12 protein-coding genes are annotated in these 13,471 nt (G+C 69.8%); 9 read left to right on the plus strand and 3 right to left on the minus strand.

Annotated features, from left to right (window positions below):
* The 6 genes from VM681_07665 to argF form a co-directional block, all read left to right on the plus strand.
* The coding region (locus VM681_07665) for a hypothetical protein (GenBank protein ID HVL87859.1) at positions 1-754 on the plus strand (754 nt) is incomplete at its 5' end.
* A gap of 61 nt (positions 755-815) precedes the next feature.
* Positions 816-1,766: a glutamine-hydrolyzing GMP synthase gene (gene guaA, locus VM681_07670; GenBank protein ID HVL87860.1), complete on the plus strand. Its 951-nt coding sequence runs from the start codon at positions 816-818 to the stop codon at positions 1,764-1,766.
* Positions 1,767-2,166: 400 nt separating this feature from the next.
* A complete protein-coding gene (locus VM681_07675) occupies positions 2,167-4,401 on the plus strand; it encodes a M14 family zinc carboxypeptidase (protein ID HVL87861.1) in 2,235 nt (744 codons plus the stop codon).
* Positions 4,402-4,412: 11 nt separating this feature from the next.
* On the plus strand, positions 4,413-6,605 hold the full coding sequence (locus VM681_07680; protein HVL87862.1) for a M14 family zinc carboxypeptidase: 2,193 nt from the start codon (positions 4,413-4,415) through the stop codon (positions 6,603-6,605).
* Positions 6,606-6,696: 91 nt separating this feature from the next.
* The gene (locus tag VM681_07685) at positions 6,697-7,110 is read left to right on the plus strand and encodes a hypothetical protein (GenBank protein HVL87863.1); all 414 of its coding nucleotides are present in this window, start codon (positions 6,697-6,699) and stop codon (positions 7,108-7,110) included.
* A gap of 79 nt (positions 7,111-7,189) precedes the next feature.
* A complete protein-coding gene (argF, locus tag VM681_07690) occupies positions 7,190-8,116 on the plus strand; it encodes an ornithine carbamoyltransferase (GenBank protein ID HVL87864.1) in 927 nt (308 codons plus the stop codon).
* Here the strand turns inward: argF and VM681_07695 are convergent.
* Positions 8,113-8,550, minus strand: a complete 438-nt coding sequence (locus VM681_07695; GenBank protein ID HVL87865.1) for a DUF2203 domain-containing protein — start codon at positions 8,548-8,550, stop codon at positions 8,113-8,115. The two genes, argF and VM681_07695, sit on opposite strands and share 4 nt — an antisense overlap.
* Before the next feature lie 7 nt (positions 8,551-8,557).
* A complete protein-coding gene (locus VM681_07700) occupies positions 8,558-8,761 on the minus strand; it encodes a hypothetical protein (GenBank protein HVL87866.1) in 204 nt (67 codons plus the stop codon).
* Between the two features lie 98 nt (positions 8,762-8,859).
* On the opposite strand from VM681_07700, the gene VM681_07705 reads away from it, so the two are divergent.
* Positions 8,860-10,098 (plus strand): SLC13 family permease, encoded by a 1,239-nt coding sequence (locus tag VM681_07705; GenBank protein ID HVL87867.1) that lies wholly within the window; start codon positions 8,860-8,862, stop codon positions 10,096-10,098.
* Here the strand turns inward: VM681_07705 and VM681_07710 are convergent.
* On the minus strand, positions 10,095-11,066 hold the full coding sequence (locus VM681_07710) for a DUF72 domain-containing protein (protein HVL87868.1): 972 nt from the start codon (positions 11,064-11,066) through the stop codon (positions 10,095-10,097). The genes VM681_07705 and VM681_07710 overlap by 4 nt on opposite strands.
* Before the next feature lie 116 nt (positions 11,067-11,182).
* Between VM681_07710 and VM681_07715 the strand changes: the two genes are divergently transcribed.
* Positions 11,183-12,733 carry an aldehyde dehydrogenase family protein gene (locus VM681_07715; GenBank protein ID HVL87869.1) on the plus strand — a complete coding sequence of 517 codons (1,551 nt, stop codon included), beginning with the start codon at positions 11,183-11,185 and terminating at the stop codon, positions 12,731-12,733.
* A 103-nt stretch (positions 12,734-12,836) separates the two neighbouring features.
* On the plus strand, positions 12,837-13,313 hold the full coding sequence (locus VM681_07720) for a hemerythrin domain-containing protein (protein HVL87870.1): 477 nt from the start codon (positions 12,837-12,839) through the stop codon (positions 13,311-13,313).
* Positions 13,314-13,471 lie beyond the last annotated feature (158 nt).

Raw genomic sequence — 13,471 nt, forward strand, 5'->3', positions numbered from 1 at the left:
GACGGAGCTTTCGACCAAACGCCATGCGTCCTTCCCGGAGGGCGGAACGGGGCCTGGCATCGGCGCCTGCGGAGCCCTGGCGCCCGAAGCCGGCTGCCTGGACGCAGGCGGCAGCACGAACCACACGGTTTGCGACGGGGCGAACCTGGACGCGTCGACGCCGGCGCTTCAGACAAGCGGCAACGCCACGCTCCTGTGCCTCGCCTCGGCCTCGGGCAAGTTCAACATGACAAACCTGGCGCTTCGGCTCGAGTTTTTGAACGCAAGCGTTCCCGTGGCAACGGCCTGGATCGTGGACGCGGGCTCCTTCCACTACCAGCTTTCCTCGACCCAGGCCCGCGACATCTGGTTCTCCGCCGGCAACGTCTACCGGCGCGAAGGCGATGCGCGCTACCTCGATGGCGGCCTCTCGATCCCGCCGTCGGCTCCCGCGGGCGAAGGGCGAGCGCACGCCATCCAGCTCGTCCGGCTGGAAGGCGCCTCCTCCCTGTCGGGCCTGGGAACCTACACGCTCACGAACGTCGGCCGAACGGCGCTTGCCGACTTTGCCAACGTGAGCTCGGTCTCGCTTGCCGTAAGCGGTCCCGGGCGCGTCCCGGTGATGGCGGGCCTCGTGGACGCGACGAGCGGGTACGACTTCGGGTACGAGGGACGGGAGATCGAAGGCTGGCCCGCGTACGAGGCGTCGCGCAAGGGCTCCCTCCTGCCGTACTCGTTCCGTCTGTTCTTCGCGCGCATCCACGTCGAGAGTTGAGGCTCCGCGCGGGCGCCCGGGTCCATACGCTCATATACCGCGCGTCGTAATCCCACGGCCGATGTTCGATCCGGCGAAGTTCGTGGAGGAGCAGGTGGCGGAGGTCCGCAAGACGGTGACCGGCCACGCGATCATCGCCACCTCCGGAGGCGTCGACAGCTCGGTGGCCGCCGTCATCGTGCAGCGTGCCATCGGCGACCGCCTCCACTGCGTCTTCGTCGACACCGGCTACATGCGAAAGGACGAGCCCGCGCAGGTGCGCGAGAGCCTCACGAAGGCGGGCCTCAACGTCGACTTCGTGGACGCCCGCCAGGACTACTACGCCGCGCTTGCCGGCGTGACCGACCCCGAGCGCAAGCGCAAGATCATCGGCGAGAAGTTCGTCCGCATCTTCGAGCGCGAGGCGCGAAAGTTCGACGCGAAGTGGCTCGTGCAGGGCACGATCGCGCCAGACTGGATCGAATCGGGCGGCGAGCTTCGGGACACGATCAAGAGCCACCACAACGTCGGGGGCCTTCCAAAGGACCTCGGGCTTGCGCTGTGCGAGCCGCTGCGCGACCTCTACAAGGACGAGGTGCGAAAGACCGCGCGCCATCTGGGCCTTGCCCTTTCCGAGCGCCAGCCGTTCCCCGGCCCGGGCCTTGCGATCCGCGTGATCGGCGAGGCCACGCCCGAGCGAACGGAGACCGTGCGCGAAGCCTGCTTCATCGTCGAGGACGAGATCGAGAAGGCCGTGAAGGCGGGCAAGATGCAGGCGCACCCCTGGCAGTACTTCGCCGTGCTCCTGCCCGTGCGCACGGTGGGCGTCCACGGCGACGTGCGCGCCTACGGCGATACGGTCGCGGTGCGCGCGGTCGAGAGCCTGGATGCGATGAGCGCGGCCTACACGCGCATCCCGCACGAGGTCCTCGAGAAGATCAGCGTGCGCATCACCAACACCCTTGGCAAGAAGGTGAACCGCGTGGTGTACGACATCACGCACAAGCCGCCCGGGACCGTCGAGTGGGAGTGAAACGACCGCGAGACGGTCACGGGCGCAGCGGAACGGCGAAGCCGTTCCGCGGAGCGCGGCGCAGCCGCGCGGGCGCCGGGAACGGTCGAATGGGAATGAGACCGTTCACGGCGCAGTGGAGCGCGAGCGAAGCGAGCGCTCCACGGAGCGAGGGCCCCCGGGGCCCGAAGCGGGCGCCGGGACCGTCGAGTGGGAGTGAAACGACCACGAGACGGTCACGGGCGCAGCGGAACGGCGAAGCCGTTCCGCGGAGCGCGGCGCAGCCGCGCGGGCGCCGGGACCGTCGAGTGGGAGTGATCGGACAAGAACCGTGCTAGACCCTCCCCCCGCAGGGGTCCCCCGGGCAACCGCGGCTCCACAAACGTAAAATAGGGTTCTCCCTCGATCCCCCCGCGGGAGCATGCGTTCCGTCCTCGTCGCCCTCGGGCTTGCCCTCGTCCTTCTTCCGACCGCCTCCGCGCTGCCCATCGTGCCCGCCGCAAGCGTGGGGCCGCGCGTCGTTCCCGAGCCTTGGGAGACGACGGACTTCATCGGCTTCGACGAGTTCCAGGGCCTTCTCACGGCGCTCGAGCGCAAGTATCCCGAGACGGTCACGGTGAAGCAGATCGGGTTGAGCTACGGGTGGAAGAACCACCTCACGGGCGCGCACGACCGGCTTCCCCTGTACGCGGTCGAGGTCACGAACAAGAAGTCCTCCATTCCGTACCAGGACAAGGAAGTCCTCATCTTCCACGTCTCGATCCACGGCAACGAGAAGGGCGGCCGCGAGGGCGCGCTGCGCGTCATCGAGGACCTCTCGGCGCCGTACTACTACGACGACGCGATCCGGGCTCTCCTCGACCGCTTCGTCGTCGTCTTCGGCTTTGCGAACTCGGACGGCTGGGCGCACGAGCTTCCCGAGTACCGCCCCAACTGCGTGCGGTACGCGGGCTCCGTGGCAAACCCGCTGGGCGGCTGCGTGGACAGCCAGAACTTCGTCCGCTACAACGGGCGCGGCGCGGACCTCAACCGGGACTGGCCCACGATCGGCTTCTACAACATGCAGGGCATGGGCAACGGCGTCGCCTACGAGCACGCGTTCTCGGAGCCCGAGACGGTCGCGTGGGCGGCCTACTACCTTCCCTTCCGCGGCCGCGTGACGACGGCCACGGACATCCACGGCATGCTCCTGCCCGCCGACGGCGGCCCCGGCGCGGCGCGCGATCCCGCGGCGTGCGTTCCGGCCTCCGTGCCCGCGCTTGGAGGCCTTTGCCTCAACAAGGGCCACTTCGTGCTCACGATGTTCGACGGCACGCAGGCCTCGCCGAGCGACCACCTGTTCAACCTGCGCCTGGCCGAGCACGTGAAGGAGCGGCTCAACACGATGGCCCTTGCGCGCCATCCTGCCTGGGCCCGCCTCCCGAACCTCGGGTTCGCCGGCGGCGAGTTCAACGACTTCGGCACCGTGTGGGACACGCTCGGGTACACCGACTCTGGCATCACCGGCGACTTCTTCGTCCAGTTCCTGGGCGCTCGCGGCGTCGGCTTCGAGCTTGCGTACAACCACATCACCTTCGACAACTACTACCTGCCCCCGTTCAACGCGATGAGCGTCGACGCGGTGCGCGAGATCGTGCGGGCCTTCATGGAGATGGCCGCCGCGCCCGTGTTCGCCGACGTGCAGACAAACGGCCTTCGCACGGCGTACCTCGCGGACGCCGAGGCGACCGTGGCCATCGCGCCCACGCCCGAAGCCGGTCCCTATCTGCCGCCGGGCGCGAGCCGGCGTGCGCTGCGCAGCCACGATTCGGGTGAGCTTGTCGTCGATCCGCCCGTGCCGCAGATCCGTCGCGAGGAGCCCGCAACGCTTGCCGACTTTTTCTCGGACATGGCGCGCGTCGTGGACGGTCCGTTCCAGCCGCTCACCGTCGCGGACGTTTCCGCGGGCCGCCTTTCGGGCTACGACCAGCTGCTCGTCGCGGGTCGCGCAGCCAAGCCGCTTCTCTCCGACGAGGCCGCGCTCGCGGCGATGAAGGCCTTCGTCGAAGCGGGAGGAAACCTCGTCCTCACGGATTCCGCGCTTGCGCTTGCCAAGCCCGTGGGCGCGCCCGTGGAGGCGCGCGAGACGCTCGCCTACCTCGGCTACATCGACTCGTCCCGCGACCACCCGCTTGCCGCAGGCGTCGGCCCGCTTGCACGCGAGACCTACGCTTCGATCCTGCTTGGATACTTCGTCGCGCCAAGCCCGAGAGCCAACCGCGACACCTCGCCCATCTGGGTCTTCCCGGCCGACGGCGTGCAAGCCGCCGGCGGAGACGTAGCGGGCACCTCCGGGTCGCGCGACCAGGCGAGCCTCGGATGGTTCCCGCTGGGCCAGGGCCGGATCGTCTTCCTGGGCGCAGCGCTTGCGCCGCCCACGACCGAGTTCGACCACCCGTACGGCCTGGCAAGCTACGCCATCTCGCCCACGGGCTACCAGATTCTCTACAATGCGTTGGGTTTCACGGTGCGGGACGCCACGGAGGAGCGCGGCCTGCTCGATGAGATCCTCTCGCCCGCGCAGGTCGATCCGAACGCCATGCCGGCGCCCGGCGCGCTGGCGGTCGTCGGCGCCTTGGCGGCGCTTGCGTTCGCGCGCCGCCGTCGCGCGCCCTAGGAGGGAAGACCGTGGGACGCTTGGTTCCTCTTCTTGCCTTGGCCGTCGTCGCGTCGTGGGCCGTCGGACCGCTTGCCTCGTCGCTGCCCACGCCCGCCATAGGCGTCAGCGAGCGCGTCTTCCCGGAGGCCCGCGAGACGACCGACTACGTCACGTTCGCGCAGTTCCTGCAGGGCGTCGGGGAGCTTGCCCAGAGACACCCGGACCTGCTGCGCGTCCTCGAGATCGGGCAAAGCTTCGGCTGGAAGAACCACTTGACGGGCGCTCACGACCGCTTCCCGGTGATCGCCGTCGAGCTCACGAACGACAAAAGCCCGGTCCCGCGTGACGAGAAGCGCGTCCTCGTGTTCCAGCTCTCGATCCACGGGAACGAGAAGGGCGGCCGCGAGGGCGGGATGCGGGTGATCGAGGACCTGCTCACCGGCCGTTACTACTCCGACGAGTATCGACGCGACCTCGACGCGAACCTCCTCGTCTTCCTGTTCACGAACCCCGACGGCTGGGTGCACGAGCAGCTCGAATACCGCGCCAACTGTCCGGACTACTTCGCGGCGCCGCTTCCCGCGGGCGGCTGCGTCGAGAGCCAGAACTACGTGCGCTTCAACGGAAACGGCGTCGACCTCAACCGCGACTTCCCCACGGTGGGCTGGTACAACACGGCGGGCAAGCGCGGGCACGCCCTGCGGGAGCCCGAGATCGCTGCCGTGGTAGGATACCTGCAGGGCTTCGGCGGCCGGGTCGTCCTGGCCTCGGACATCCACGGCATGCTGGCGCCTGCCGACGGCGAGGTGTTCACGCGTCCGGTCCCCGTCGTGGGCGGCCCGGCGTACGGCGAGCCCGCCCAGTGCCTGCCGCGCTCGGTCCCCGTGTTCGGCGGCGCGTGCCTGCGCAACGGGCACTTTGCCCTCAGCCTCCTCCGCGACGCCCAGGCGGCGCCAAGCCAGCACCTTCGCACGCTTCGCTTCGCCGAGCTCCTCAAGGAGCGGCTCGACGGCCTGGCCGCCGAACGTTACCCCTACTGGTACCAGCTCCCCAACCTCGGCGTGGCCGGCGGAAGCTTCAACCAGTTCGGCACGACCTGGGACACGATCGGCTACGCCGATTCCGGCACCGCGGGCTCGTTCTTCGTGCAGGCGCTGGGCGCCACGGGCTTCACGGTCGAGATGTCGTACAACCACATCACCTTCGACAACCACTACCTCGCGGAGCTCAACGACATCCACGTCCACGTCGTCCGCGAGATCGTGCGCGCCGGGCTCGATCACGTGCGGCAACCCTCGTTCGCCGACGTGCGCACGAACGGATTGCGCGCGGCGTACCTCCTCGACCCGATCGCGACCGAATCGCAGCCCAAGGAGGGCCCGCACCTCGAGACGACGGCCGACGACGCCTTCGAGCGGCAGTCGCGCGCGGAGATCAACGCCTTCTTCGCCGACATGGCGCGCGTGCTCGACGGTCCCCTCGCCGGCCTTTCCGCCGACCGGCTGGCCGCGGAGCTTTCCGGGTTCGACGTGTTGGTGGTCTCAAGCCGCGCCTCGGACGCCCTTGTCGACGATCCCGCCGCCATCGAGGCTCTCCGCGCGTTCGTCGAATCCGGCGGCCGGCTCGTCCTCACGGACTCGGCGCTTCGCCTGCTCGAATCGCTCGGCGCGGTCGAGCCCGGCTCCGTCGAGGAGACGCTCGCGTACGCCGGCTACGCCGATTTCGACCGCTCCCACCCGCTCGCAAGGGACCTCAAGGGCCTGGCGCGCGAGACCTACGGCCCGCTTCCGCTTGGCTACCCCGTGGGCGGCGGCGGCCCGGCGAGCGCCCCGGTCTGGACCGTGGCCTCCCAAGCGGTCGCGTCGCGCGACGGCACCGTCGCGGGCGCGTCGGGCGGCCCTGCGTTCGCAAGCTTCGGTGAGATCCCGTTGGGCAAGGGACGCATTTCCTTCCTCGGCGCGCTGCTTGCCCCGCCCACCTCGGAGCACTACCACCCGTACGGGCTTGCGAGCTACGCCCTCTCGGCCAACGGCTTCCAGATCCTCTACAACGCGCTCGGATTCACGCTCACCGAGTCGGACACGCAGCGGGATCTCCTGTCCGAGATCCTGAAACCCAGCGACACGGACGAGCGACGGAGCCCGGTGCCTTCCGTGGAGCCCTTGGCGGCCTTGTCCGTACTTGCGCTCCTGGCGCTTGCCGCCGGTCGGCGCCGGACCTAGACCACCTGACAAGCGTCGCGGACGCCGCGTCCTGTCCGGACGAATTCGGACAGGCACCCTGTCAAGCCGCAGGCCGGACGAGCGCACGTCCGTGCGTGTCCTCGTCTGCCTCTTGAGCGGCGCGTTCCTGGCAGGATGCGGCCTGCTCTCGGCCGGCATCCCCCTTTCGGTCGCCTACGACGTGGACGCGGCGCTTCGCCTGGAGTGGGTGGCGCCGTCGCCGCGCGGTCAGGGACTGGCGCCCAACGGCACCGTCGAAATCGACCGGGCCTTGCGCGTTTGGAACCTCGCCGCCGGGCCGCTCACCTTCCGGGTGGAGCGCGCCGAGGGCGCCGGCGTCCTATTGTGCAGCGCGCCGGGGTCGTGCGCGGCCTCGCTGGGGCCGTTCCGACTGGCCGTGGGACAGACGCTCGACGTCGGCGTGCGTCTGGACGCCGACGGCCTTGCTGCCGGCGAGCGGATCGAGGCGTCCATCCGGCCCGTCGACGTACGCGGCGATCCTTGACCGCCCTCCGACGCCACGGTCCGGCCGCGTCCCGAACGGGACGCAAGGTTCTTCCCCCTCGATTCGCGTGCTGGCATCGATGCGCCATCTTCTGGGGATGGAGGACGTGGGAGAGAGCCTCGAATCGCTCCTGTCCGAGGCCCTGGATCTCAAGCGGCGGCACAAGGAGGGCCGCGCGCCCTCGCCGGGACCGCTCGCCGGAAAGACGCTTGGCATGATCTTCGAGAAGTCGAGCACGCGGACGCGCGTCTCGTTCGAGGTGGGCGCCGCCAAGCTCGGAGGGCGGGCCATCTTCCTCTCGCAAGACGACCTGCAATTGGGCCGGGGGGAGAGCATCGAGGACACGGCGAAGGTCCTCGCGCGCTACGTCGATCTCCTGATGTACCGGTGCAAGCGCCACGCCGATCTCGCGGAGCTTGCGCGCCACGCCACCGTCCCCGTGATCAACGGCCTCTCGGAGACCGAGCACCCCTGCCAGGTGCTCGCCGACTGGCTCACGATCCGCGAGCGCAAGGGCACGCTCGCCGGACTCACGTTCGCCTACTTGGGGGACGGCAACAACATGTGCCGCTCGTACCTGCTCGGGGGCGCGCTCGCCGGGATGCACGTCCGCGTCGCCACGCCGCGCGGCTACGGTCCAGGCGAGGAGTACGTCGCCCGCGCCCGCGCGATCGCCACGCGCACGGGGGCAAGCGTCCACGTGCAAGTGGGCATCGACGGAGCGCTTGCGGGCGCCGACGTCGTTGCGACGGACACGTGGGTCTCCATGGGCGACGAGAAGGAGAAGGAGCAGCGCCTCCACGACTTCCGAGGCTTCACGATCGACGCGCCGCGCATGGCGCAAGCAAAGGGCGACGCCATCTTCCTCCACTGCCTGCCGGCCTACTATGGCTACGAGGTGACAAAGGACGTGGCCCACGGCCCGCAATCGGCGATCTGGGACGAGGCGGAGAACCGCATGTGGGCGCAGATGGCCGTCATGGCCAAGCTCGCGGGCGCGCGTTAGAACTCGGCGCGAGGCTTGCGGGCGGCGAAACCGCCTTCGAGGGGATGCCACCAGGAAAGCTCGGGCTCGCCAAGCTTCCAGCAAAGATACACGAGCTCGCCCTCCCCCCGCTGCGCGGTGAAGTCCACGAGACCCTGCGCGAGGTCCTTCACCTCGGCGCCCGCGAACCGGATCTCCTCGATCGACGTCTCCAGCCGCGCTTGCACGTCGCGAAGCTCCGCAAGGAGCCGCCAGTACGCCTCCCGATCCGGGTTCTGCGGGGAATCCACCCGCTCCTCCCCGTGCGCGGCGACGATCGCGTCTACGCGCGTCTCCAGCTCGCCCAGGCGCAGAGCAAACGCGCGGGCGCGCGCCAGGGCCACCTCCACCGCCGGGATCTGGCGCTGCGCCTCCTCCCACGTGAATAGGCGCAGGCGCGAGGGCGGGGACGCCATCGCCCACCTACCGGCGGACCTTCTCGATCCGGTGGCTCTTCGACTCCACATTCACCACGACGCGGTTGGCCGCCACGAGCAGGTTCTCCTGACCGATCTCCTGGGCGATCGCCGCCGGGAAGACGACGAGCACCGTGAGGCGCTTGCCGTCCACGGTGAACACCTGCTCGACCGTGATGGGCGCCTCGATCTTCTTCAGGTTGTCCGTCATCGCGGGGGCCAGCCGCGCGGGACTATTTGACCCTTCGCCGCCGACATCGCCCGCGCGCAAGCGCGCGCCTTATCTCCCTGCAGCGCGGGTGCGTTCCCGTGCTCCTCTCCGCGGGCATCCTCGTCGTCACGTTTGCCCTCCTGCTTGCGCGCCGGGTCGCCCGGGGCACCTTCGTCCTTCGCCGCCCGTGGATCGCAGCGGCCGGCGGCTTGGCCATGGTGCTTGCGCTGCAGGTGAGCCCGCAGGCGGCGCTCTCCGCCATCGACCTTCCCACGCTGGCCCTCCTCCTTGGCATGATGACGGTCGTGGCCGGCCTCGAAATTGCGGGCCTTTTCGACCGCCTCTCGGTCGAGATCGTGCGCCGCGCGCGCAACGGGCGGGCGCTCCTTGCCGGCACCATGGTCGCCTCGGCCGTCCTCTCCGCGCTTGTCCTCAACGACGCCGTCGTGCTCGTCTTCGCGCCCATCCTCGTGAAAGCCGCGCGGCTGCTCCATGTCTCGTGCGTTCCCTATCTCTTTGCGCTTCCCATCGGCGCCAACGTGGGAAGCGTCGCCACGCTCGTGGGAAACCCCCAGAACGCCTACATCGGGCTTGCAAGCGGCGTGTCGTTCGTCGACTTTGCCGCGCGCCTTGCGCCGCTTGCCGCCGCCGCGCTTGCGCTTGCGCTTCTGGCCACGCTCGCATTCTTCCGTCGCGAGCTCGCCGCGCCGTTTGATCGCGCGGCCGTCGACGCGCTCGCCAAGCCGCCGCTCGACCCCGTGCTTGCGCCCGTCGTCGTCGCCATCGCCGCCGCCACGTTTGCCGGCTTTGTCGCAAGCTCCTTCCTGCCCTTGCCGCTGCATCTTGTCGCGCTGGCCGGCGGCGTTGCCGTCGCGCTCGCGGGCCTCCTGCGCGGCCCCCGGTTCCCCGCGCGCATCGTCGGGAACGTCGACTACTCGATCCTCGTCCTCTTCGCCGGCCTGTTCGTGCTCGTCGCCGGCGTGCGCGAGAGCGGGCTCCTCTCCGCCATGGAGCACGCCTTGCTCGGAGGCGAGGTGATCCCGCTGCGACTGGCGGCCGTCACGGCCGTCCTCTCGAACCTCGTCTCGAACGTGCCCGCGGTCGTGCTCCTGGCCGAACACGTCAGCGCCTCGGGCGCCGGCTCCGACGCGTGGCTGCTCCTTGCCGCCGCAAGCACGCTTGCCGGAAACGCAACGCTCCTTGGCTCCGCCGCCAACCTCATCGTGGCGGAGACCGCCCGCGGCATGGGCGAGGAGTTCGACCCGTGGCGCTTTGCGAAGCTCGGCGTCCCGCTGTCGATCGCGACGATCGCGCTTGCCGTGTGGTGGCTGTCCTAGAACTCCGCAAGTCCGGACTGCCCTGCGCGCCGATGCGGCGTCGTCTCGCCCAGCAAGCCCATGGTCTCGAGCGCGTTGCGCACGGCCTTGCCGCCGGGGTGGTTGTTGAAGTACGCGCGCGTGGCGCGGACCTTGCGCGACGCGGCGCGGATCTCGTCGGCAAGCGGCGCAAGCTCCGCGGGGCCGTACACGTAGTCGTAGCGCGCGTGGCGTCCACCCTCGGCCTCCTCGCTTCCCGTCTCCCACGCGCCGGGGTTTCTCCCGTGGAAGCGGAAGTACGCGTGCGGCCCCGTCGCGTCGACGACGCGCGGGAACCACGGGCAGCCGTCCACGGCTGCGAGCGCGGCGCCGTGCTCGCGCAGCGCGTCGCGGGCTTCGCCGGCCAACAGAACGTCCTCGCCCGCCGGCGCGTCGAGCGCGGAGCCCGGCGGAGCGCGAGACGCGCTCCCCGAGGCGGCAGCCGAGGGGCTTTTACTGCGCACGTGCGCAGTAACCCACGTCGGATTGCGGAACTCGACGGCCGCCGGGATCCCGCGCGCGGCAAGCAAGCCCAGGCACCGCGAAAGGCTGCGCGTCTCACGCTCGCCGTGCGCAAAGCGCGGCGCCAGCTGCAGGAGCGCGGCGCCAAAGAGGCCGCGCTCGGAGAGCGGCTTTGCGACCTCGCGATGGAAGGCTTCGACGCCGTCGGCCATGGCAAGATCGTCGCCGGCGACCATGGCGCGGTGCGTGACGTCCTGCGGGACCTTCGCCGAGTACTCGAAGTCGCCGCCAAGCGCGCGCGCCTTGTCGATCCACGCGCGCACAGTCGCGGGCGGCGGGAGGCGGTAGAAGGTGCTGTTGACCTCGACCGTGGGGAAGCGCCGGGCGTACTCGGAGAGCCAGGCTTCGGGCTTGCCGGCCATCGGTTTTGGGTAGACGGGGCCCACCCAGTCGTCGTAGGACCAGCCGGACGTGCCGACGAGGATCAACGTTCCGGGATCGCCAGGTCGTCTCAAACGCCTTGCCGTGGGCCTCGCCCGCCCGTTTCTCCCTTCGTCCGCCCGTGTCAGGGTACAAATACGAACATCGTTCCAGTACAGTGCTGATGGCAACGAATCTCAGCGCGGGCAAGGAACCCCTCGCCCCCACCGGCGAGTACCCGCATCTCGACGCGATCCTGCGGGACGACCTGTTCCGCCCCATCGTCCGCATGAACGCGGTGGGCATCCCCGAGTTTCCCATGTTCATCGGCGGCAAGTGGCTGTACGGCGAGCGCACGATGGGGGTCCACACGCCCATCGACGGAAGCGTCGTCGCGGCCGTGCCGCAGGCCAGCGAGGGCCTGGCGCGCGCCGCCGTGGACGCGGCCGTGGAGGCGCGCCGCGCGATCCGCGACATTCCCGGCGCCAAGCGCGTGGAGCTCTTCGAGAAGGCCGCGCGCCTTCTCCGCGAGCACTTCCCCGCGTTCCGCGAGGCGCTTCTCCTGGAGGCCGGAAAGCCCCACCACGACCAAGAGGGCGAGACGAAGGCCGCCGTGGAGCGGATGCTCTACACGCGCGCCGAGGCGAGCCACATCTACGGCGACTACCTGCCCGGCGACTGGGCCAACGACACCCTGGGCAAGATGGCGCTTGTCATCCGCGAGCCGCTTGGCGTGCTCGCCTGCATCACGCCCTTCAACTATCCACTGTTCATCCCGACGGCCAAGATCGCGCCCGCGCTTGTCGCGGGCAACACGGTCGTCGCGAAGTCGAGCTCGACCACGCCGCTGTCGCTTCTCCTGCTCGCGCGCGTGCTCGAGACGGCCGGCTTCCCGCCGGGCAGCTTGAACGTGGCCACCGGTGCGGGCGCCGTGGTCGGCGAGACGTGGGTCAAGGACGAGCGCGTGCGGATGGTGAGCTTCACCGGCTCCACCGAGGTCGGGCGTCGCCTGCACGCGATCGGCGGCTTGAAGCGCTTCCACCTCGAGCTTGGCGGCAAGGCGCACTCGATGGTGTACGACGACGCCGACGTGCCCATGGCCGCGGCCAAGAGCGTGGAGGGCGCCTGCAAGAACGCCGGCCAGAGGTGCGACGCCGTCTCGGCCGTCGTCGTCGTCCAGGACGTGCTCGAGGAGTTCCTCGAGGAGGCGGCCCAAGCCGCGCAGAAGTGGAAGGTGGGCGATCCCCGCCGGCCCGAGACGAAGATGGGCCCCATGATCAGCGAGCGCGCCGCGGCGCGCGTGGAAGGGCTCGTGGCGGAGGCGACGGCCGGCGGCGCCAAGGTCCTGACGGGCGGAACGCGCGACGGGACGTACTTCTCGCCGACCGTGCTTCGCGACGTGACCGAGCGCATGCGCGTGGCGCGCGAGGAAACCTTCGGTCCGCTCGTGCCGGTTCTTGCCGCCCGCGACGAGGAGGACGCGCTGCGCATCGCGCAGACGACCGAGTACGGCCTCGACTCGTGCGTGTTCACGCGGAGCTTCGAGCGCATGTGGCGCGCGGCCAAGCGCATCCAGTGCGGCGAGGTCACGATCAACGACCTTCCCAAGCACGGCATCGGCCACTTCCCGTTCGGCGGCCGCCGCGAGTCGGGCCTGGGTCGCGAGGGCATCGGCTACAGCATCGAGGAGATGACCGAGCCCAAGACGATCGTGTTCAACCTCGGGCCGAGGTAGGCGGACGCGCGTCCCGGTCCACCCGCCCGCGCGTTGTCGCCAAGCGCTGGACATACGGGCGTTCATGCAGCTTGCCAAAGCTTGCCTCCGGAGGAGATTTCCCATGCCCGCCCGCAGCGCGATCGAGATCCTCAAGCACGACCACAAAGAGGCCAAGGGGCTGTTCGAAAAGATTCTCACGACCGACGACGACGCCGAGTGCGAGCGGCTCTACGAGGAGCTCGCGCGCGAGCTTCGCATCCATGTGGCCGTGGAGAAGGACGTCTTCTACCCGCGCATCCTGGAGGAGCTTGGCGACAAGATCCCCCAGGACATCATCGACCACCAGGAAAAGGAGGAGAGCGAGTCGCCCGAGATGCTGGATCAGCTGGACACGATCGAGGACGACGACGAGTGGATGGAGACCTTCCGGGAGTTCCGCGACACCGTCCTTGAGCACGCAGTCGCGGTCGAGGAGGGGAAGCTCTTCCCGCTCGTGGAGCGCTCGATGTCGCGCGAGGACCTGCAGGAGCTCGGGCGCGAGATGGAAGAGCGCAAGAACGAGCTCAAGAGCGAGTACGAGCGCCCGGCCGAACGCTAGCCGGCCCACCCCCGCCTAGTCCGCCTCACCGCGCGCGAAGGCACGGCCGACTTCGAAGGCGATCCAGGCCGCCACGGCGGCGCCGGCAACGGCGCCGCCAAGCGGCCCTTCGGTTCCCACGTCAAGCTGCAGCAGCGGGGCCAAGCCCGCGTTCACGG

This window comes from Candidatus Thermoplasmatota archaeon, from assembly GCA_035541015.1.
In the GTDB taxonomy this organism is placed as follows: domain Archaea; phylum Thermoplasmatota; class SW-10-69-26; order JACQPN01; family JAIVGT01; genus DATLFM01.